This is a genomic window from Streptomyces sp. NPDC050121 (assembly GCF_044460385.1).
In the GTDB taxonomy this organism is placed as follows: Bacteria; Actinomycetota; Actinomycetes; order Streptomycetales; family Streptomycetaceae; genus Streptomyces; species Streptomyces soliscabiei.
Map to the genome: position 1 here is coordinate 83,091 of NZ_JBITJV010000007.1, position 20,634 is coordinate 103,724.

Below are 20,634 nucleotides of genomic sequence, written 5' to 3' on the forward strand. Positions count from 1 at the left end.
ACGGCCCCCGCGCTGCCGCGACCGGCACCCGGGTGGTCACAGCACGCTGTACAGGGCGTCCACCAACGCCCTCTTGCGCGGGTCGTCGGCGATGTGCGGCCCCATACGGTTCATGACGTACCCCAGCGACACCCCCGCCTCCGGGTCTGCCAGCCCGCAGGAGCCGCCGAAGCCGTCGTGTCCGAACGCGCGCGGGTTGGGTCCGTACGATCCGTTCGGACCGCTGAGCCACAGCCCGAGCCCGATCTCGGTCTCGTGGTCGAACCCGGCCCCCAGCACGATGTCCCGGCAGCTGCCCTGCCCCTGCCGGACCCGCTCGGCCGCCTCCGCGGACAGGACGCGGCGGCCGCCGTACGCGCCACGGCCGGCGAAGATCCCGTACAGCGCGGCGACCGCCCGCGCCGTGCCGTGGCCGTTCGCGGCCGGGAGCTCCGCGGCCCGCCACCGCGGCGAGTTGGCCTCGGCCGCGCCGGCCAGGGGGTTGGCCAGAGCGGCCAGCGCCACGGGCGCCAACTGGCCGAAGACCGCGGCCTGTTCGGTGGACGAGGCGGTCGGCGGATGCACCAGTTCGGCCGCCCGGTCCGCCTCCTTCTCCGGCAGTCCGATCGTGAAGTCGAGGCCCAGCGGGCCGGTCACCTCCCGCTCCAGGAAGGCCCCCGGCAGCAGCCCCGAGACCCGCCGCACGACCTCGCCGACCAGGAAGCCGTAGGTGTGGGCGTGATAGCCGGACCGGGTGCCCGGCTCCCACCAGGGCTCGGTGGCCGCGAGGCGGGCGGTGGTCAGCTCCCAGTCGTAGAGCTGCTCGAGCGAGTGCGGCTCCCGCAGCCCTGCCAGGCCCGCGCGGTGGGAGAGCAGATGACGGACGAGGATCCGCTCCTTGCCCGCCGCGGCGAACTCCGGCCAGTAGGCGGCCACCGGCGCGTCGAGGTCGAGCAGCCCCCGGTCGGCGAGGATGTGCGCGCACAGCGCCGTCGGGCCCTTCGACGTGGACCAGACATTGACCAGCGTGTCCCGCTCCCACGCGCGCGTGCGCGCCGGATCGGCCCAGCCGCCCCACAGGTCGGCCACCGGCACGCCGTCGACCGTGACGCACACCGCGGCGCCCAGCTCGTCGCGGTCGCGGAAGTTCTCCTCGAAGGCGGTGCGCACCGCGGTGAACCGTGGATCGCAGTGGCCGTGAACCTGTGACACCTGCTCGGACATGGGGCCTCCGTGGTCCGCGGGACCCCGGACCGCGACGGTGCGGCCCGGGCCCCCCGAACGTACCGACTGGTCGGACGGGAGGGAAGCCCGCCCGGCGGGGTCACAGGAGGAAACGACGCCCCGCCGGTTCCCGGTGACCCTCGGCCGTATGCCAGTAGTCCCGTGTCTCTACCGCCAGACCGGCGTCGTCGAACCGGACGAAGACACAGCCGGCCAGCGTCACGGCCGCCCCGTCCTCCTCGGACAGCACCCGGAACTCGGCCACCGCCACGCCGTTCGCACCGACCGCCGGGGGCGAGAACCGCACGTCGACCACCCGCTCCGCCGCGAACGACCAGCGCAAGTACGCCGCCAACTCGTCCCGCCCCCGGTGCGGTTCTCGAAAGGGCATCGAGCGGTGGACGCAGGCCTCGGCGTACAGCTCCAGCAGTGCGTCCACGTCGTGCGCCGCCCAGGCCCGCTCCCACACCGCTGCGAACCGTTCGGCGGCGGCACGCGTCTCCACCGGCCGGCCGCTCAGACGTGCGTGCTCAGCCAGCGCAGCTTGGCCCGCTCGTGGTGGGGGCCGCCGCCCTCGTGGTCGTTGAAGTCGTACACCTCGATCGTCTTGTCCTCGTGCGCCCAGGCGTTGAAGGCGGCGAACACGGTCGACGGCGGGCAGGTCTGGTCCTCCAGGGCCGCCGAGAACAGGGCGGGAGCCGAGGCGCGGGACGCGAAGTGCACGCCGTCGAAGTACGCCAGCGTGCGCAGGGTGTCCTGGGTGCGGCCGCGATGCGTCTTGAGGAACAGGCCGATCTCACGGTACGGGTGACGGTCCGTCAGGATCGTGGCGCGCGGGAAGTCGCACAGGAACGGCACGTCCGGGGCGACCGCCGCCAGGTCGGGCACCAGTCCGCCGACGGCGATCGAGAGACCGCCGCCCTGGCTCCCGCCGAGCGCCACGGTCCGCGACGCGTCGGTCAGCGGGTGGGAGCGGGCCGCCTCGATCGCGCGCACCGCGTCCGTGATCACCCGGCGGTAGTAGTAGTTCTCGGGAGCGTCGATGCCCTGGGTCATGAAACCGGGGTAGGCGGGCGCGCTGCCCACCGGGTCCGCGGTCCCGCCCCCGCCGCCCCATACGCTGCCCTGGCCACGGGTGTCCATGACGAAGTACGCGCGGCCCGTCGACGCCCACAGCAGGTGCTCGTGCGGCAGACCGCGTCCGCCGCCGTAGCCGACGAACTCCACGACCAGGGGCAGCGGTTCCTCGGCCCCGGCGGGCACCATCAGCCAGCCCTTCACCGGGTGGCCGCCGAACCCGGCGAACGTCACGTCGAAGACCCGCACGGTGCTCAGGCCCGTGTCGACCGGCTCGAAACGGGCGTCCAGGTCGTGATCGCGGGCTTCCTGGAGGGTCTTGGACCAGAACGCGTCGAAGTCCTCCGGCTCGATGGATGCGCTGCGGTACTCGTGGAGCTCCTTGAGGGACAGGTCGAACAGGGGCATGAAGGACCGCCTTTTGTTAAGTGCCCGTACGAATACATCCACCCTATGTGGGCGGCGGAAGGCCTCGCCAGATCCTGGTCAGGAGCTTCAGGCGGGCCGGCGACGGGTCCACTGCGGCTCGGTACGGGTCCACTCCTGCTCCCACTCGTCCAGCCGGTGACGCATCGCCACCCGGCGGACCACGGCGTGCCCGAGCAGCACCGCGGCGCCCGTGCCGCCGGCCGCGCACGTGCCCATCGTCACGGCGTGCTGCCACACCATCGTGTCGTTCGGCGGCGGCGCGACGCTCCGTCCCCGGTCGTCGAACCACACCTCCACCACGTCGCCCTGGCGGGTGCCCGCGGGCACCCGGGCGGCCGCCGTCCGCACGTGTTCACCGGGCGGCGTCCAGCGCACGCTCACCCGGACCGTCTGCCGGCTGCCGCCCTCCACCGAGGGCACGGCATCGGGTGGACGGCCCACGACCTCGGCCCGCACCCGATGACGTTCGGCCCGCTGCCGGTCCGCGGCCGCCTGGGCGTCGCCATGTGCCCACCGGCCGGCGAGCACCCCGGCCAGCGGCACGGCGACCAGCAGGAGCACGGCGACGGCCAGCGCCGTCCACGCCTCCACGACGTCCGACCGGCGCCGCAGCGGATTGTGCCGCCAGCGCCAGCCCCGCACCCGGGTTCGCATGTCGACCTCCTCGCCGTCACGCGTACGAGTGCCCACATGAGTGTCGTACTCCGTTCGGAGTACATCGTTTCACGCATCGTTCACGACGGCTCCCTGGAGCCGGGAGAGCGTCAGCCGAACCGTTCGATGCGGATGCGGTCCACCGGCTGCCCGGCCTCCACCAGCAGCCGCGAGGCGTGCTCGGCGAACCCGTTGGAACCGCACACATACGCCTCCCAGCCGCCCTGCGGCGCCTGCGCGAGCAGCGGAGCCACCTGCTCGGCGGTGAGCCGGCCCACCGGAACGCCCGCCGGCGCGCTGCGGGTGAACACCGGCGTCGTCTCCGTGCCGTACTCGCGCGCGTAGATCAGTTCCTCGGGGCCGCGCGCGGACACCAGCAGCCGCAGCGGCACGTCGAGGCCGCGGGCTCGGTGGTGGCGGACCATCGACATCAGCGGGACGACCCCGGAGCCGGCGCCGATCAGCAGCGCGGGCCGGTCGCCGGGCCAGGCGAAGAAGCCGCTGAGCGGGCCGCGCACCTCGACCTCGTCACCCGGCTCGGCGACGGTGTGGAACCAGCCGGAGACCTCGCCGCCGTCCACATGGTCCAGGGTCAGCTCGATGTGGCCGGCGTCGTCGGGCGCGGAGGCGATCGAATAGTGCCGCTGAGCGGTGTAGCCGTCGTCGGCCGTGAGCCGCAGCATCAGGTGCTGGCCGGGCAGGTGCCCCGCCCAGGCCGGCACCGCGAACCGGAAGGTGGCCGCCCGCGGGGTCTCGCGGCGGATCTCGGTGAGCGTGGCCGTCTGCCACACGGCGGCGTCCCGGTTGCTCACGGCGATCCGGCCCGGCACGGCGAACCGCGTCGGGGGCGTGAAGGCAGGGGCGGTGAACGTCTCAGTCACCGGAGTACCTCTGCTCCTGCCAGGGGTTGCCCCGCGCGTGGTAGCCGTTCTGCTCCCAGAAACCCGGCTCGTCGTGGTCGAGGAGGCGCAGGCCCGCGATCCACTTGGCGCTCTTCCAGAAGTACAGGTGCGGCACCAGCAGCCGCGCCGGACCGCCGTGCTCGGCCGTGAGGGGCTTCCCGTCGTACTCCCAGGCGATCCAGGCCCGGCCGCCGGTGAGGTCGGACAGGGGGAGGTTCGTGGTGTACCCGGTGTGCGAGTAGGCGACGGCGTGGGTCGCCGACGCGGCGGGCCGGACGGCCGCCAGGAACGCGTCCAGGGACACGCCCGCGAACCGCACGCCGAACTTCGACCAGCTGGTCACACAGTGGATGTCGCCCTCGTACACGGACTCCGGCAGCGTGTGCGCCTCGTCCCAGTCCCAGGTGCGGGGCGCCGCCACCAGCCCGTCCACGCGGAAGGTCCAGTCGGCGGGCGCGAGGTCGGGTGTGACCTCGGCGGACAGCACGGGCCAGTCGTCGCCCGCGTCGTACTGGCCGGGGGGCAGCCCCGGATTGTGGAGGCGGGGGCGTCCGGCGAAGCCTCGGGTGACGTTCATACGGTTCCAGCGGGAATGCGGCGGCGGTTGGTTACGCAGTCAACCGTACGTGCACGTCGGGAGTGCTCCGCACCGGGTCCGCCCGCCGATCATCAAGCCCGTATGAACACTCCCGACGGCCGGGAATACCCCCTCGGCTCCCCGCTCTTGAACGTGTCGTCCCGGATCCAGCGATCCAGCGGTCCGGTGCCGGCGAAGGAGAGTGGGAGCAATGCCGAAGGCGTACGTCTTCACCCGGTACGGCGGCCCGGAGACCGAGGCGCTCGTCGACCTGGACCGGCCCCGTCCCGGGCCCGGCGAGGTGCTCGTCGCGGTGCGGGCGGCGGGAGTGAACCCCGTGGACTGGAAGCAGCGCACGGGCTACCGGCGCCCCGGCGAGACGGGTGAGCGGGTGTTCCCCTCGGTCCTGGGCAACGAGGCGGCCGGCGTCGTCGAGGAGATCGGCGAGGGCGTCACCGGGTTCGCGCCCGGCGACGCGGTGTTCGGCACGGCGGTCGCCGGCGCCTACGCCGAGTACGCCCTGCTGGCCGCCGGCATCACCGCCCACAAGCCTGCAGAGCTGTCCTTCACCGACGCGGCCACCCTCCCCGTGGCCGCCGCGACCGCCTACGACGGCGTTCACCAGCTCGCCCTGCCCAGCGGGGCGACGCTGCTGGTCACCGGCGCGGGCGGCGGGGTCGGGGCCGCCGTCGTGCAGATCGCGAGCGCCCTCGGGCTGCGGGTCGTGGGCGTCGCGAGCGAGGGCAAGAAGGACTTCCTGGAGTCGCTGGGCGCGGTGCACGTCCCGTCCGGCGAGGGCTGGGCGGACGCCGTGCGGTCGGCCGCCCCGGACGGCGTCGACGGCGTCTACGACCTGGTCGGCGGCGATGTGCTCCACGAGGCGGCCGGGCTGCTGCGGGACCGCTCCCGGCTGATCACCGCCGGCGCCCCGGCCGAGGAGGTCGAGCGGCTGGGCGGCGCCCGGGTGGCGCGCGCCCGCAACGCGGCCGTCCTGCAAGCGGTGGCCGACCTCGTCGTCCGCGGCGCGCTGAACCCGCACGTCACCCTGACCCTCCCGCTGGCACGGGCGGGCGAGGCCCTGCGCGAGGTGGAGAACGGCCACGCCCGCGGCAAGGTCGTCCTCGAGATCGGAGCGGCGATATGACCGTCCCCGATCCTTCAGGCATCCCGGATCCGAGGAGCGAGGAGCCGCGCGACGTTTCGGGCGCGGACCTCTGGCCCGTCCCTGCGCGGCACGGCGCCGAGCCCCGTGAGCCGCGCGGTCCGGAGAGCACCGAGCCCCGGCATGTCCTCGACCATCCCGCCCTCGCCTCCCTCACCGGGCCGCACGCCCGGTTCGCCGAGCGTCGGGGGCGCATCCTGCGCTACCCGGTCGACGTGTCGCCCTGGCTGGCGTTGCCGGAGGACCTGGACGCCGACGACTGGGCGGACCTCGCCGCGCTCGCCGGCCCCGGCGCGGAGGTCCCGCTGCTCGGCTTCCGCGGCGAGGTCCCGCCCGACTGGGAGATCACCTTCCACGGCGAGGGCGTACAGCTCGTCGACGACGGCCTGGCCGCCGCGCCCGACCCGGAGGCGATCCGCCTCGGCTCCGCCGACGTACCCGAGATCCTCGACCTGGTCGCCCGCACCCGGCCGGGCCCGTTCGAGTCCCGCACCATCGAACTCGGCACCTACCTGGGCATACGCCGCGACGGCGCCCTGATCGCCGTCGCCGGTGAACGTCTGCATCCGCCGGGCTGGACCGAGATCAGCGCGGTGTGCACCGACCCCGCCTTCCGTGGCCAGGGCCTGGCGACCCGGCTGATCCTCGCCGTCGCCCACGGCATCCGCGAACGCGGCGAAACCCCCTTCCTGCACACCGGCGCCGGCAACACGAACGCCATCCGCCTCTACGAGTCCCTGGGCTTTCGCGTGCGCCGCACCACCCAGTTCCTGGCAGCACGGGTGCCGGAGCGGCTGGGGGAGGGGCGGGAGGCGATGCCGGTGGCGTAGCCGGGGCGAGGAGAAGGGCTACGGGCCTGTGGGCGAGGAGAAGGGCTACGGGCCTGTGGTGGGGCGGGTCCATGCGTTGTACCGCGTCAGGTACTCCGCGAAGCGGGCCAGATCCTCCGGCGGCCACTGCGCCAGACGTTCACGGAACGCCGTGCGGCGGCTTTCGGTGACCTGGGCGAGGATGTGGCGGCCGACGTCGGTGAGGTGGAGTACCTGGACGCGGTGGTCCTCGGGGTCCTGGCGCCGTTCGATCAGGGCGGCGCGCTCCAGGGCGGCGACCTGGCGGCTCACCGTGGACTTGTCCAGGGCGTAGTGCGCGGCGAGGTCGGTGGCCCGGCAGCCGCCAACCTCCTCCAGGTGGCCGAGGAGCGTGTACGACACCAGCGACAGCTCGGGGTGCAGCCGGCCCGCCGACGCGCGGGCCCGCCGGGCGAAGACCGTCATCTCCCGCTGGATCGTCTCCACGGCCTCGGCTGCTTCCACTGGCTCTCCCTCACTCTCCTGGTTGCATAGTACAACCGGAGTCATTGGGGTAGGGTGGCCGTCCGGCTGCGGATGCTCCCAGTCGTGCGAGGCCGAGGAGGTGAGACCCATTACCGCTGTGTCAGGTCGGGTGCTCTCACCTCGTGTCGGCGTGGATCGCTGCCCGTAGGCGACCGCGAGAGCGCCCTTCGGCTTCCGAAAGGCTTCTCGGCTCCATGCCCTCTTCTTCTTCCGCCTCTTCTTCTTCGCCTTCCTCTTTCTCCTCCTCCCCTTTGTCCTCTTTGTCCTCGCCCTCTCCTTCAGAGCGTCAGCCGGCGCCCGCTTCCTCGGTCCGTGACGGCCTTGTCGCCGTTCTGCGGGCCGCTGGTTGCGTCTTCGCCGAGGACGAGGCCGAGTTGATCCTCGCCGCGGCCCGGACCCTGGATGAGGCCGCCGCCATGGCGGAGCGCCGTGCCTCGGGTCTGCCCCTCGAACACGTCGTGGGCTGGGCAGAGTTCCACGGTCTGCGCATCATCGTCGAGACGGGCGTCTTCGTGCCCCGCCGCCGCACCGAGTTCCTCGTCGACCAGGCCCTCGCCGCGGCGCCGCACGCCTGCGTCGTCGTCGACCTGTGCTGCGGCTCGGGCGCGGTCGGCGCCGCCCTCGCCGCCTCCCTGGACCAGGTCGAGCTGCACGCCGCCGACATCGACCCGGCGGCCGTGCGCTGTGCGCGGCGCAACGTCGCCGGGCACGGCGGACACGCCTACACCGGCGACCTGTTCGAGGCACTGCCCGCCCAACTCCGCGGGCGCGTCGACATCCTTGCCGCCAATGTGCCGTACGTCCCCACCGGCGAGGTCCCGCTGCTGCCGGCGGAGGCTCGTGAGCACGAGCCGCTCACCGCTCTCGACGGCGGCGGCGACGGGCTGGACGTGCTGCGCCGGGTGGCTGCCGAGGCGCCGCGGTGGCTCGCCCCCGGCGGCTGCCTCCTCATCGAGACCAGTGAGCGTCAGGCCCCGGCCGCCGTCGAGGCGTTCACCGATGCCGGCCTGGCGGTGCGTCTGGCGCAGGACGAGGAGCTGTACGCCCACGTGGTCGTCGGCACCAGGGTCAGGTAGCGGCGCCGCTGCCCGTGGGGCTGGGGGAGCGGTCCTCGCCGCGGTCCCACGGGCCGTGCCCCGGGAAGCCGCCGCGCCGGTGGCCCGGGCCATGGTCGTCGAAGGCGCCCGACAGGACGCGGTCGGCCGTGTTGGTGTCGCCGGACCGGGACCCGACGACGTACACCGTGTCACCCTTCTTCAGCGAGCCTGCCCCGGAGCTGGAGCCGCCGTCGGACCGGACGGAGGTGTCCGAAGGCACGGTCCACGTCCACGACGTGCCGTCCTCGCTCTTGACGGTGACACGGTCGTCGTTCACCTTCTGCACCGTGCCCCGCTGCCATACGCGGACGACCCACTTGCCGGTGTCGGGGTCCTTGACGGTCGCCTCACCGTGCACCGCGTCGCCGCCCATGCCGAACCACGGGCCACCGTGACCGTGCCGTCCGCCGGGGCCCTCGGAGGAGGAGGCGGACGGCGACGCGGAGGGTGAGCCGCCGTCCGAGCCGTTCGTCGCCGCGTACGCGACGGTGCCGCCGAGCGCCAGAACGGCGACGGTCGTGGCCGCGATCACCGCCCGCCCGCGGGCGGACCGCCGCTGCCACAGTGCGCGCAGGTGGGCGTGTTCGCGTTCCTCGTCGCCCGGTCCCGACAGCAGTTCGACCTCGTGCGGCTCTTCCGGGCCGTCCGGCTTCTGCGGCTCCTGCATCACGGCTCACTCTCCTCGGCCACGACGGCGGCACCACTGCCACGCCTCACTGTGATTGTCCGAGGTGCCCGATAAGGAACCGGTAACAGAAGCCTGTGAATCGCGGCGAAGGGCGGGCTAGGCGGTGGACCGCGCCCGTGCCACCAGCAGCGCCACGTCGTCGTGGTTGTCGGGGTGGTGCAGCGCGCTCAGCAGCAGGTCGCACAGCTCCTCCAGGGGGCGCGCGGGGTCGTCGAGCAGCGCCAGCAGCGCCTCCAGGCGCTCGTCGAGGGAGTGCACGCGGGTCTCGACGAGGCCGTCCGTGTACAGCACGAGCTGGTCGCCGGGCGCGAAGTCGACGTCGGTCGTGGAGAACGCCACCCCGCCCACGCCCAGTGGCGCCCCGGTGGGCAGGTCCAGCAGCTCCGGCGGCCGGCCCGGACGCACCCGGGCGGGCGGCAGATGTCCCGCGTTGGCGATCCGGCACTGCCCCAGCCGAGGGTCGTGGACTGCGTACACGCAGGTGGCGATGGAGTGGTCCAGGCCCTGGGTGATCCGGTCGAGGTGCTCGAGGAGGACCGCCGGGTCCAGGTCCAGGGAGGCCAGCGTGGTCGTCGCGGTGCGCAGCCGGCCCATCGTCGCGGCGGCGTCGATGCCGCTGCCCATGACGTCGCCGACGACGAGCGCCGTCTTGCCGTCCGGCAGCGGGATGACGTCGAACCAGTCGCCGCCGACCTCGGTGGTGGCCCCGGCCGGCTGGTAGCGGGAGGCGACCTCCAGGCCGCCGGTGACGGCCGGATGACTCGGCAGCAGGCTGCGCTGCAGGGTGAGCGCGGTGGTGCGGGCGTTCTGGTACCAGCGGGCGTTGTCGATCTGCACGGCGGCGCGCGCGGCCAGTTCGCGGGCGAGCAGCAGGTCGTCCCGGCCGAAGGGGAGCGGATGGTGGATCCGCTTCAGGTCGAGGGCGCCGAGCACCTCGCCCCGTGCGATGAGCGGCACGGCCAGATAGGAGTGGACACCCGCCCGGGCCAGCAGCTCGGCCGACTCGGGGGAGCGGGCGATGCGCGTGAGGTCCTCGTCCTTGACCTGCGCGACCATGACCGGCCGGCCGGTGCGCACGCACTCCGTGATGAGCCGCTGCGGCCCGTAGCGGGCGACCTGGCCGGGCGGGTCGGAGGCCTGCAGGGCGTCGGGTGCGTTGTACACCCGGACGGCCAGGGCGCGGATCACCGCGTCCTCCGCGGGGCCGAGGCTGGTGCGCCGGCCCGCCACCACGGCGTCGAGCAGTTCCACCGCGGCCACGTCCGCCAGCTCCGGTACGGCCACGTCGGCCAGTTCGCGGGCGGTGCGCTCCAGGTCCAGGGTGGTGCCGATCCGGGCCGAGGCGTCCGCGATCAGCGCCAGCCGGCGGCGCGCCGACTCCGCCTCGACGGCCGCCCGGTGCCGGTCGGTGACGTCGACGACGGAGGCGGCCACGCCCAGCACGGTGCCGCGGGCGTCCTCCAGGCGGTAGAGGGAGACCGACCAGGCGTGGTCCTCGTCGGGGTCGGCGGGGGTGCGGCCGACCGTGAACCGGTCGACGAGCGGCTTTCCGGTCCGCAGCACCTGGCGCGCCGCGGACTCCAGGAGCTCCGCATCCCCCCGGGGCAGCACCTCGGGGACCGTCCGCCCCAGGTGCTCCTCGGCGGGCACACCGTTGAGCCGTTCCATCGCGGAGTTGACCGAGACGTACCGCAGGTCGGTGTCCAGGACGGCGAGGCCGTTGGGTGACTGTTCGACCATCCGCTTGGACAGGGCCACGTCCCGCTCCAGTCGGCGCACCGTCGTGCGGTCGGCGGCGAGGCCCAGGGCGTACACATCGCCCCGGTCGTCCATGAGCCGCATGTTGCGGAACTCCACCAACCGGGTGGTGCCGTCCTTGCGCCGGATGGGGAACGCCCCCGCCCAGCTCCGGCCGGTGGCCATGACGTCCGCGAACAGTTTCACCACCAGGTCGACGTGCTGCTCGTTGACCATCACCCGGGCCGCGTAGCGCCCCAGCGCCTCCTGCGCCGAGTAGCCGAACAGCTCTTCGGCCTGCGGACTCCACAGCGCGATACGGCCCTCGGCGTCGAGTACCACCGAGGCCACGTTCAGCACGTCCAGCAGCCCGCTGGGGCCTGTTGGGCCGCCACCCTCGGCCGCGGACGATCCGCCTGCACTCATGCCACGCACCGCCTCCGGACATCGACGCGGCACGCCGTCCCCCGTGCCGACTCCCCCTGTTCTACCGCGCTCAACCCTTTTCTCCCACGTCTTGAGGGCCCTTCCCCATGCTCCTCCAGTACGGCTTCGCGCGCCGTTCTCCTCAGGGTCCGCCCCTGTCCATCGTATTGGTCTGTACATGACCACGGTGCCGGGCCAGACTGTCCGCCGAGCGCGCCCCACCCCCCGCTGCCGAGGAGACCCATGCCCCTGCGCCCTGCCCGCCTGCGCCGTCCCCTGTCCGGGACCGCACGTACCGCCCGCGCCGCCTTCCTCGCGCTGGCCGTCGCCACGGTCACCGCCCTCTCCGCGGCCCCGCCCGCAGCGGCCGCCGACACCTGGACCGAGGTCGGCTCCGACCGCGCCGACCCGCTGACCGAGAGTCAGGGACTGGCCTCGGTCGAGACCCCGGCGAACAGCGCCAACCGCTACACCGGCATCGGCACCATCCCGTTCTCCGTCTCCACCCGGGGCTGGAACCACGTCGGCGACCCCGACGCCTCCTACGACGGCTACTACGTCGAGCCCTACCAGAGCGACTCGGGCACCTCGAAGATGTACCGGGTGCAGGCGCCGGGCGGCGCCTGGTCGGAGTACGTCCACGCGCTCGGCTCGGGCGAGGCCCTCAACAACTCCTGGGTGGCGATCACCCCGGACAGCAAGTGGATGCTGTCGGGCGAGTGGGGCACCATGACCCGGTTCCTCGTCTTCCCGACGCCCGGCGCCAACGCCGCCACTTCGCCCTCGGCGAACCTGCCCCAGGTGTCGACCGTCCGCCTCGACCACGCCGTCCGTGACGTCCAGGGCTGCGACTTCACCGGTCCGACCACCCTGCTGTGCTCCTCCGACGACCCGGCCGGCACCCTCTTCGGCATCACCAAGCCGCTCCTGCGGATCGACCTGTCCGCCGAGCCGAACGGCACGGCCGACGTCACCGGTCAGGTGACGGCCCTGCGCCAGCTGCCGCTGCGCAGCTCCTGCTCCGGCACGTTCGAGGCCGAGGGTGTCGACTACGACCGCCGCAGCGGCACCCTGCGCGTGATCGTCGTCTCGCCCGGCTTCTGCGTGCTGACCGACAGTAAGACGTACCGCTTCACGCGGAGCTGAGCCCAGCGGCCGGTGGCGGCGGCCGCCGTCGCTGGTCCCGCTCGGAAAGTGGTGCTTTTCTGGGGATGTGGCGCGGTTCGCGGGGAACCCGCACTGCCGCGCCACCGCCACGAGAGGAGCGATCACGATGGATCGCGAACGATCGCACGAGGAGTCCGTCTCCGTCGAGATCAGCGGATGCAACAAGGAGGACGCCCGGATCGTGTTCGACACGCTCAACGCGTGCTTCGAGTCGGACCGTGGCGCCGACGAGGTGCCGCAGCAACTGCACGAGACGCGCCCGATGGTGTGGCTCGGCACCTTCGAGGTCACCGAGGCGCACGACTGCGCCCGCCCGGCCCGGCTCTCGTCCTCCGTCGAGGCCGATGCGCAGGGCAGCTACTGGGCGATCGAGCGGCTCCGTTCGACGCTGGACTCGGTGTTCGCGGTACGCGACCTCTCCTCGGCCTCCGGGGACCAGGAGCGGGAGCTGCACGTACGGCTCGAAAGCCGGTGAGGCGGTGACCTGCGGCACATGAGCCGGAGTCTATTGTGCAACTAGTTGCATAAACCGGGTGCGGTCCTCTAGAACTGGAGGGACTACCGCCGCGCACGGAGGCCTGCCCTGCCATGAGCCGTTATCCGCACCTGCTGAGCCCGCTCGATCTGGGCTTCACCACGCTGCCCAACCGCGTCCTGATGGGCTCGATGCACGTCGGCCTGGAGGAGGCCGAGCGCGGCTTCGAACGCATGGCCGCCTTCTACGCCGCCCGCGCCCGCGGCGGAGTGGGCCTCATCGTCACCGGCGGCATCGCCCCCAACGACGAGGGACGGCCGTACGAGGGCGGCGCCAAGCTCACCACGGACGCGGAGGCCGACCAGCACCGGCAGATCACCGACGCCGTGCACCGCGAGGGCGGCCGCATCGCGATGCAGATCCTGCACTTCGGCCGCTACGCCTACCACCGGGACCTGGTCGCCCCGAGCCCCCTCCAGGCCCCCATCAGTCCCTTCCCGCCCCGCGAGCTCACCGACGCCGACGTCGAACGGACGATCGACGACTATGCCCGCGCCGCCCGCCTCGCCCGGCAGGCCGGCTACGACGGCGTCGAGATCATGGGCTCCGAGGGCTATCTCATCAACGAGTTCATCGCCGCGCGCACCAACCACCGCACCGACCGCTGGGGCGGCGCGTACCAGAACCGGATGCGGTTCCCCGTCGAGATCGTCCGCAGGGTGCGCGAGGCGGTCGGCGAGGACTTCATCGTCGTCTACCGGCTGTCCATGCTGGACCTGGTGCCCGGCGGGTCCACCCTCGACGAGGTCGTCACCCTCGCCCGGGCCGTCGAGGCGGCCGGCGCGACCATCATCAACACCGGCATCGGCTGGCACGAGGCCCGCATCCCCACCATCGCGACCTCCGTGCCGCGCGGCGCCTACACGTGGGTGACGAAGAAGCTGATGGGCGCGGTGAGCATCCCGCTCGTCACCACCAACCGCATCAACACCCCCGAGGTCGCCGAGGAGTTGCTCGCCGACGGCTGCGCGGACATGATCTCCATGGCCCGGCCGATGCTGGCCGACCCCGACTTCGTGAACAAGGCCGCCGCCGGCACGCCCGAGGCGATCAACACCTGCATCGGCTGCAACCAGGCCTGCCTCGACCACACCTTCAGCGGCAAGATCACCTCCTGCCTGGTCAACCCGCGCGCCTGCCACGAGACCGAGCTGGTCCTCGCTCCGACCCGGCTGCGCAAGCGCGTCGCGGTGGTGGGCGCGGGCCCGGCAGGCCTCGCCTGCGCCGTCAGCGCCGCAGAACGCGGTCATGCGGTGACGTTGTTCGACGCCGCGAGCGAGATCGGCGGCCAGCTCAACGTCGCCCGCAAGGTCCCGGGCAAGCAGGAGTTCGACGAGACGCTGCGCTACTTCCGCCACCAGCTCGACGCGCACGGCGTGGACGTACGCCTCGACACCCCTGTCACGGCAGGCGACGTGGAGTCCTACGACGAGGTCGTCGTCGCCACCGGCGTCAGCCCCCGCACCCCCGACATCCCCGGCGTCGACCACCCGAGCGTCGTCGGCTACCTCGACGTCCTGCGCGACGGCGCGCCCGTCGGCGACCGCGTCGCGATCCTCGGCGCGGGCGGCATCGGCTTCGACGTCGCCGAGTTCCTCACCGACGGCGGCGACAAGGCGAGCGAGGACCCGGCGACGTACTTCCGCCAGTGGGGCGTCGACATGGACTACCGGGCCCCCGGCGGTCTCGTCGCCCCCGAGCGCCCCGCTCCGCCGCGCACCGTCCACCTGCTCCAGCGCAAGACGACCAAGGTCGGCGCGGGTCTCGGCAAGACCACCGGCTGGATCCACCGCACGGAGCTCAAGCACCGCGGCGTCACCATGGTCCCGGGCGTGCGCTACGACCGGATCGACGACGCAGGACTGCATGTCACCGTCGGCGAGCAGAGCACGGTCCTGGAGGTCGACACCATCGTGCTGTGCACCGGCCAGGACCCGCGCCGGGACCTGTACGAGGCGCTGATCGCCGCCGGCGTCAACGCGCACCTCATCGGCGGCGCCGACGTCGCCGCCGAACTGGACGCCAAGCGCGCCATCCAGCAGGGCACCGAGCTGGCGGCGGCGCTGTAGGGGGCGGGAGGCGGTTGGCGGGAGGCGGCTGTGGGGACGCGGGCCGTTCGGCCGCGTCCCTAGGATGACCACATGTCACTCCCGCACGCGATCCTCACCGCCCTGCTCGAGAGGCCCTCGTCCGGGCTGGATCTGACCCGCCGCTTCGACAAGTCGATCGGCTACTTCTGGTCGGCGACGCACCAGCAGATCTACCGCGAGCTGGGAAAACTGGAGGCCGAGGGCCACATCAGGGCGCTGCCCACCGAGCAGCCCGCCCGCGGGCAGAAGAAGGCCTACGAGGTCCTGCCCGCGGGCCGCGCCGAACTCGCGCGGTGGACGGCGGCCACCCAGGACCCGAAGCCGCACCGCGACGCCCTGCTGCTGCGGCTGCGTGCCGCTGCCGTCGTCGGCACCGCGGGCCTGGAAGCCGACCTGCGCCGCCATCTCAAGCTGCACCGGCGGCAGTTGACCGAGTACGAGGAGATCGAGAAGCGCGACTTCCCGCCCGGCCCAGGCAGCGCCCAGGCCAGGCTCCAGCACCTGGTCCTGCGTGCGGGCATCGAACTGGAGACCTTCTGGACCCAGTGGCTCACCGAGGCACTCCAGGAGCTGCCCGCCGCGGAGGAAACAGCGGGCCAGGACAAGGACAAGGACCCGGACGAGGAGCCGGACCAGGCCCAGGCCCAGACCCAGGCCCAGGCCCAGGCCCAGGACCAGGAACAGGGCGGATTGCCTCCCGGAGCCGGTAGAGCCGGAGCCGCTGGGGCTAGAGCCGGTAGGGCTTCGAGCGGCGGCGCAGGAACCAGGCCAGCGCGATGACGCCGCCGCCCACCAGCGCGCCGCCCACCCCCATGGTGACGGGACCGTAGTCGCGGGCCGCGCCGCCGAGGCCGCCCATGACCCCGCGCGAGGGCGAGGCGGTCGCGGAGATCGTCGGGGCGGACGGGGCCGAGACGATCACGGACTGGGTGCCCGCGGTGACGCCGCTGGAGCACATGACGACCACGGTGTACGTGCCCGGGGAGACGCCGGACCAGGCGGCGGACTGGCTTGCCGTCGTCCCGGACAGCGCCACCTGACGTCCCTGGGCGAAGCTCCCCTGGCTGCTGGTGAGCAGCGCGGCCGTGCCCCAGCTCCCGTTGAGCTGGGTGCAGGCGCTGGTCACCACCGAGACCGTGGAGCCGGTCGTGCTGACGGAGATGCCCGAAACCCGGGCGACGGCCGGTCCGGGGGCCAGGGCGAGGGGGAGCGCGGCGGCTGCCACGGTCAGTCCTGAGCGGGCGAGAAAGCGGGAAACGCGCATCGGATGTCCTCCGGCGGCGGCACGGTTGGCGGTACATCCCTTGCGCCGCCGAGGGTCGGGTACGCCCGTGCTGCCTCAGAGGCAGCCAACGGGCCCCGGGCCCGCCCCGCATCCGGACCGCCCCCGGGCAGGTGACGGATTCCTTCGGACGGCCCATGCGCCGAGCGGTCGGCGGGGCTCGCCCGTCGTCACCGTCCGCTCCGTCGAGAACGCGCCCCACGTGCCGTCCGGCAGCCGCGCCCGCAGCCGCACCCGGTGACCGATCCCCGCCTCCCGCCCCGCGTAGAAGCTGTACGTGGTGGACGGTGTGAGGCGGACGACGTCCAGCATGTGCGCGGAGCCGGGCACGCCCCGACCTTTGTGCGGCCCCGGTACACCTCGTACCCGCTGACCGCGGGGTTCGCGGCGACCGCGTTCCACATGACGTGCACACTCGTCGCGCTCCCGGCCTGCGCGGTCGAGAGGGCGGGAGCCTCCGTACGGGACGCCATTGGTGACCGCTTCCGGAGGTTACGTATGCTGAAGTTCCTTGCGGCTGAACTCTCCCTGAGGGCTGAGGAGTTCATGCCCGTGGCGCGGACCGCTGTCGTCGCAGATCCCGCGCCGGCAAAGTGGCCGGGGGCCCGGGGCCGAGACGGCGCCCGGGCCCCCGGCCCCTGTTGCCCGCTCCCTACCGCTGTCGGCCCGTCAGAAACCGCACCCGTACACCGCACCCGCACGCCGTGCGTGATCAGCCGTGCGCCGCCGGCCGTGCACCGTACGGCCCCCTCGAAGTGGCCTCGTGATGCGGTCGGCACCAAATTGTTCTGAGTGTCCGTCAATGTCCCACGAGAGGGTCCCATATCGTGCGCGCCCAGTCGCTGACCCTGGCCGCGGCCGGCCTTGCCCTGCTGGCCCCGACCACCCCCACCGCCGCCGCGCGCCCGTCCCTGGGTGCTGCCGGACCACCGGTGCTCCGGCAGGAAGGCACCGTCCGCGCCGCCGACCTGTTGTCCCGGGTCCGTGACTGCGCTCCCGTCTCCCGCGGCCGCTACCGCACCGACGAGGGCACGCCCGCCACGATCCCGGTGTGCGGCACCGACGAGGCGGTGTTCTGGACGGCCGACATGGACATCGACTGCGACGGCCGCCCGGGCACGCAGTGCAACAGCGGCACCGACCCGCTGTTCTCCGACACCACGGCCTACCAGCAGTCCGACGGCCGCTGTCTGAGCGCCGAGACGCTGCCTTACATCGTGGTGCCGGGGGTGAGCGACATCTGGAACCACCGGGACCACGGGGTGCGCGGGGGATCCGTCGCGGCCGTCGTCTACCGGGACCGGGTGCAGTACGCGGTCGTCGGCGACACGGGACCGCGCGAGATCATCGGCGAGGCGTCCTACGCCACCGCCAAGGCACTCGGCATCCGGCCCGACCCCCGCGGCGGCGGCACGCCTTCCGGCGTCACGTACATCGTCTTCAAGAACTCCCTGGCGACCCCCATCGAGAGCCACGCGTCCGCGGTGGCCGTGGGGGAGCGGCTGGCGCGGCTGTTCGTGCGGGGGGCGGCCGTGAACGAGGAAACGCCGACGCAGCCTCAGGAGCAGCCGGAAGCGTCGGAGGGCCTGGAGTGGTCGGCTGCGGCGCGAAGGGCGGCGGGGGCGGCGTCGACCGGTACGGCAGCCGCCCAAGGGGTGGTCGCCCAGAAGGAGTTGGCCAAGTCGCCGGAGTCGGAGGCGTCGGCGGCGTCGGCGGACGGCGAGGCTCAGGAGGGCTCGGAGGTTTCGGAAACCCTGCAGACCCCTGAGACCTCGCAGGGGCAGGAGCATGCAGGGGACCAGGAGGGCCCGGACGCCGCGTCCGCTGACGACGGGAGCGCGTAAGCGAAGGGGGCGGCCCGTTCGCGTCGAGCGTCCGAACGGTGGCCGCCGAGGCCGCCGGCGATCGCCGGTGATCGACGGCCGAGGCGGGCCGCCCGCGCGTCGGACCGCCGACCATCCGCCGGCCCGCGCGGCCTGGCTCCCTACCTACGACGAGGCCGAGCCGGTGTTCGCCCGGGCCCTCGCCGGCCGGGCCGGGCTGCCGGTCGGCGATTCCCGGCCGGCCGTCCAGGCGGCGTCGGAGGGGGTCACACCTTCCGGTAGGTGTACGCGTCCGCGGCGGCCGCTGCCACCGCGTCGAGGTCGGCTCCCGTGGCCGCCGTCACCACCGCGGCCACCGCGCCCTCGACGAACGGGGCGTCCACCAGGCGGGCGGTGTCGGGGAGTTCGTCGCCTTCCGCGATCAGCGCCTTGACCGTGAGGACGGCGCTGCCGAGGTCGGTGAGGACCGCGACCCCGGCCCCCCGGTCCACCGAGGCGGCAGCAGCGGTGATCAGCTCGGCGCTCGTGCCCAGCTCGCCGCGCTCCGTACCACCCGCCGCGGCGACCGGCACGGCCGCGCCGCCGCCCGCCAGCCGCCGGGCCAGCTCGGCCACGGCCGAGGCCACCTCCGCGCTGTGCGACACCAGGACGATACCGACCAGTTTCTCGTCGCTCACCGCGCCTCACTCCCCGCACCGTCGGCTTCGACGAGGGCGGCGATGAGCAGCGCCGCCGAGGTGGCGCCCGGATCCTGGTGGCCGATGCTGCGTTCGCCGAGGTAGCTGGCCCGGCCCTTGCGGGCCTGCAGTGGTGTCGTCGCCTTTGCGCCCTGTTCGGCGGCGGTCCGGGCGGCGCGGAAGCCGTCGGAGAGGGCCTCCACGGCCGGCACCAGGGCATCGATCATGGTCTTGTCGCCGGGCGCGGCGCCGCCCAGCTGCATCACGGCGTCCACGCCCACCCGCAGCGCCGCGGTGAACTGCGCCTCGTCCACCTCGGCCGCGTCCCCGAGCGCCTTCCCGGTCCGGCGCAGCAGCGTGCCGTACAGCGGCCCCGAGGCCCCGCCCACCTTAGAGATCAGTTGGCGTCCGGCGAGGACCAGCACGGCGCCTGGAGTCTGGGGCGCCTCCTGCTCCAGTGCCGCGGTCAGCGCGGTGAAGCCGCGCCGCATGTTGCTGCCGTGATCGGCGTCCCCGATGGGCGAGTCGAGGGCCGTGAGCCGGTCCGCCTCGCGGTCGACGGCCGCGGCGGTCGCCGTCATCCAATGGCGGAAGAAGTCGGCGTCTAGCACTGGATCTCCTTGCGTGGTCGGTACGGTCGCAGCGCCGGCCCCTGGCTCAGACACCCCAGCGCAGCCCGGGAGTCCTCACCGGCGCGTTCCACAGCCGCAGCAGTTCCTCGTCGATCTGGCACAGGGTCACCGAGACGCCCGCCATGTCGAGGGACGTCACGTAGTTGCCGACGAGCGTATGGGCGACGGCCACCCCCCGCTGCGCCAGCACGCGCTGCACCTCGGCGTTGAACCCGTACAGCTCCAGCAGCGGCGTCGCGCCCATGCCGTTGACCAGCACAAGGACGGGGTTGCGGGGTGTCATGTCCTCCAGGATCGCGTGGACCGAGAAGTCGGCGATCTCCCCGGACGTCATCATCGCCCGCCGTTCCCGGCCGGGCTCCCCGTGGATCCCGACGCCCAGTTCCAGATCGCCGTCCGGCAGGTCGAAGGTCGGGCCGCCCTTGGCCGGTGTCGTGCACGCGCTGAGCGCCACGCCGAAGCTGCGGGAGTTCTCGTTCACCTGCCGGGCGAGCGCCTCGACCCGCTCCAGCGGCTGCCCCTCCTCGGCCGCGGCCCCCGCGATCTTCTCGACGAACAGCGTCGCGCCCGTACCGCGCCGCCCGGCCGTGTAGAGACTGTCGGTGACGGCCACGTCGTCATTGACCAGTACCTTCGCGATCTGGATGCCCTCGTCCTCGGCCAACTCGGCCGCCATGTCGAAGTTGAGCACGTCGCCGGTGTAGTTCTTGACGATGAACAGCACACCCGCCCCGCTGTTCACGGCTGCCGCCGCCCGCAACATCTGGTCCGGCACCGGCGACGTGAACACCTCGCCGGGGCAGGCCGCCGAGAGCATCCCGGGTCCGACGAACCCGCCGTGCAGCGGCTCGTGCCCCGAGCCGCCACCGGACACCAGCGCCACCTTCCCGGCCACCGGGGCGTCCCGCCGCACGATCACCCGGTTCTCGACGTCGACGGTCAGCTCTGGGTGAGCGGCCTCCATTCCGCGCAGCGCGTCCGCGACCACGGTCTCCGGAACGTTGATCAGCATCCTCACGGATACCTCCTGATGAGATTGACGGATCGGCTCATGACCTCTGTATGTGCGGGTCACATCGGGCTTGGTCAATTATCGGTCCGGGCGGGTGACGGCGCTCGGGGACGGGCTGTGGAGGTACTGA

At 73.1% G+C, this 20,634-nt stretch carries 20 protein-coding genes and 2 pseudogenes; 8 read left to right on the forward strand and 14 right to left on the reverse strand.

Translation table 11 applies throughout. The features are described from left to right. Window positions 1-36: 36 nt before the first annotated feature. From ACIBTS_RS13100 to ACIBTS_RS13125, 6 genes are all read right to left on the reverse strand, one after another. Window positions 37-1,203, reverse strand: coding sequence for a serine hydrolase domain-containing protein (locus ACIBTS_RS13100; protein ID WP_399318980.1), 1,167 nt, complete (start codon window positions 1,201-1,203; stop codon window positions 37-39). A gap of 100 nt (window positions 1,204-1,303) precedes the next feature. Beyond that, window positions 1,304-1,708 (reverse strand): nuclear transport factor 2 family protein, encoded by a 405-nt coding sequence (locus ACIBTS_RS13105; RefSeq protein ID WP_399318982.1) that lies wholly within the window; start codon window positions 1,706-1,708, stop codon window positions 1,304-1,306. 11 nt (window positions 1,709-1,719) lie between these two features. Further along, window positions 1,720-2,688: an acetylxylan esterase gene (locus tag ACIBTS_RS13110; protein ID WP_399318984.1), complete on the reverse strand. Its 969-nt coding sequence runs from the start codon at window positions 2,686-2,688 to the stop codon at window positions 1,720-1,722. A gap of 87 nt (window positions 2,689-2,775) precedes the next feature. Beyond that, window positions 2,776-3,363 carry a hypothetical protein gene (locus ACIBTS_RS13115; protein ID WP_399319296.1) on the reverse strand — a complete coding sequence of 196 codons (588 nt, stop codon included), beginning with the start codon at window positions 3,361-3,363 and terminating at the stop codon, window positions 2,776-2,778. Between the two features lie 110 nt (window positions 3,364-3,473). After that, window positions 3,474-4,244: a ferredoxin reductase gene (locus tag ACIBTS_RS13120; RefSeq protein WP_399318986.1), complete on the reverse strand. Its 771-nt coding sequence runs from the start codon at window positions 4,242-4,244 to the stop codon at window positions 3,474-3,476. Then, window positions 4,237-4,842 (reverse strand): sulfite oxidase-like oxidoreductase, encoded by a 606-nt coding sequence (locus tag ACIBTS_RS13125; RefSeq protein WP_399318988.1) that lies wholly within the window; start codon window positions 4,840-4,842, stop codon window positions 4,237-4,239. The genes ACIBTS_RS13120 and ACIBTS_RS13125 overlap by 8 nt, the downstream gene beginning before the upstream one ends. Before the next feature lie 211 nt (window positions 4,843-5,053). Here ACIBTS_RS13125 and ACIBTS_RS13130 point away from each other — a divergent pair, with 211 nt between their 5' ends. Together ACIBTS_RS13130 and ACIBTS_RS13135 are read left to right on the forward strand one after the other, a co-directional pair. Further along, window positions 5,054-5,986, forward strand: coding sequence for an NADP-dependent oxidoreductase (locus tag ACIBTS_RS13130; RefSeq protein ID WP_399318990.1), 933 nt, complete (start codon window positions 5,054-5,056; stop codon window positions 5,984-5,986). Further along, window positions 5,983-6,834, forward strand: a complete 852-nt coding sequence (locus tag ACIBTS_RS13135) for a GNAT family N-acetyltransferase (protein WP_399318991.1) — start codon at window positions 5,983-5,985, stop codon at window positions 6,832-6,834. Before ACIBTS_RS13130 ends, ACIBTS_RS13135 begins: the two co-directional genes overlap by 4 nt. A gap of 45 nt (window positions 6,835-6,879) precedes the next feature. Here the strand turns inward: ACIBTS_RS13135 and ACIBTS_RS13140 are convergent, their stop codons facing one another. Next, complete coding sequence (locus tag ACIBTS_RS13140; protein WP_399318993.1) at window positions 6,880-7,317, reverse strand: MarR family winged helix-turn-helix transcriptional regulator; 438 nt, start codon at window positions 7,315-7,317, stop codon at window positions 6,880-6,882. Window positions 7,318-7,532: 215 nt separating this feature from the next. On the opposite strand from ACIBTS_RS13140, the gene ACIBTS_RS13145 reads away from it, so the two are divergent. Further along, window positions 7,533-8,414, forward strand: coding sequence for a putative protein N(5)-glutamine methyltransferase (locus ACIBTS_RS13145; protein ID WP_399318995.1), 882 nt, complete (start codon window positions 7,533-7,535; stop codon window positions 8,412-8,414). On the opposite strand, the gene ACIBTS_RS13150 is transcribed toward ACIBTS_RS13145, so the two are convergent. Further along, a complete protein-coding gene (locus ACIBTS_RS13150) occupies window positions 8,407-9,102 on the reverse strand; it encodes a hypothetical protein (RefSeq protein ID WP_399318996.1) in 696 nt (231 codons plus the stop codon). The genes ACIBTS_RS13145 and ACIBTS_RS13150 overlap by 8 nt on opposite strands. A gap of 117 nt (window positions 9,103-9,219) precedes the next feature. Then, on the reverse strand, window positions 9,220-11,286 hold the full coding sequence (locus ACIBTS_RS13155; protein ID WP_399318997.1) for a SpoIIE family protein phosphatase: 2,067 nt from the start codon (window positions 11,284-11,286) through the stop codon (window positions 9,220-9,222). A gap of 243 nt (window positions 11,287-11,529) precedes the next feature. Between ACIBTS_RS13155 and ACIBTS_RS13160 the strand changes: the two genes are divergently transcribed. The 4 genes and pseudogenes from ACIBTS_RS13160 to ACIBTS_RS13175 form a co-directional block, all read left to right on the forward strand. After that, complete coding sequence (locus ACIBTS_RS13160; protein ID WP_399318999.1) at window positions 11,530-12,432, forward strand: hypothetical protein; 903 nt, start codon at window positions 11,530-11,532, stop codon at window positions 12,430-12,432. Window positions 12,433-12,559: 127 nt separating this feature from the next. Further along, window positions 12,560-12,928: a hypothetical protein gene (locus ACIBTS_RS13165; protein WP_399319001.1), complete on the forward strand. Its 369-nt coding sequence runs from the start codon at window positions 12,560-12,562 to the stop codon at window positions 12,926-12,928. Between the two features lie 113 nt (window positions 12,929-13,041). Beyond that, window positions 13,042-15,057 carry an FAD-dependent oxidoreductase gene (locus tag ACIBTS_RS13170; RefSeq protein ID WP_399319003.1) on the forward strand — a complete coding sequence of 672 codons (2,016 nt, stop codon included), beginning with the start codon at window positions 13,042-13,044 and terminating at the stop codon, window positions 15,055-15,057. 72 nt (window positions 15,058-15,129) lie between these two features. Next, window positions 15,130-15,654: pseudogene (locus ACIBTS_RS13175) on the forward strand (PadR family transcriptional regulator); the annotation flags it as partial. 151 nt (window positions 15,655-15,805) lie between these two features. Here ACIBTS_RS13175 and ACIBTS_RS13180 read toward each other — a convergent pair. Next, on the reverse strand, window positions 15,806-16,342 hold the full coding sequence (locus ACIBTS_RS13180) for a hypothetical protein (RefSeq protein WP_399319004.1): 537 nt from the start codon (window positions 16,340-16,342) through the stop codon (window positions 15,806-15,808). 75 nt (window positions 16,343-16,417) lie between these two features. Continuing rightward, window positions 16,418-16,690 (reverse strand): hypothetical protein, encoded by a 273-nt coding sequence (locus tag ACIBTS_RS13185; protein WP_399319006.1) that lies wholly within the window; start codon window positions 16,688-16,690, stop codon window positions 16,418-16,420. A 497-nt stretch (window positions 16,691-17,187) separates the two neighbouring features. Between ACIBTS_RS13185 and ACIBTS_RS13190 the strand changes: the two are divergent. Beyond that, window positions 17,188-17,892, forward strand: a pseudogene (locus ACIBTS_RS13190) (glycoside hydrolase family 75 protein); the annotation flags it as partial. Between the two features lie 557 nt (window positions 17,893-18,449). Here ACIBTS_RS13190 and dhaM read toward each other — a convergent pair. Genes dhaM through dhaK form a run of 3 tightly spaced genes read right to left on the reverse strand, consistent with a single transcriptional unit; the run spans window position 18,450 to window position 20,510 of the window. After that, a complete protein-coding gene (gene dhaM, locus ACIBTS_RS13195) occupies window positions 18,450-18,860 on the reverse strand; it encodes a dihydroxyacetone kinase phosphoryl donor subunit DhaM (protein WP_319673221.1) in 411 nt (136 codons plus the stop codon). Further along, entirely contained in the window at window positions 18,857-19,471 is a 615-nt protein-coding gene (dhaL, locus tag ACIBTS_RS13200) for a dihydroxyacetone kinase subunit DhaL (protein ID WP_399319008.1), read from the reverse strand. Before dhaL ends, dhaM begins: the two co-directional genes overlap by 4 nt. Before the next feature lie 46 nt (window positions 19,472-19,517). Then, window positions 19,518-20,510: a dihydroxyacetone kinase subunit DhaK gene (dhaK, locus tag ACIBTS_RS13205; RefSeq protein WP_399319009.1), complete on the reverse strand. Its 993-nt coding sequence runs from the start codon at window positions 20,508-20,510 to the stop codon at window positions 19,518-19,520. Window positions 20,511-20,634 lie beyond the last annotated feature (124 nt).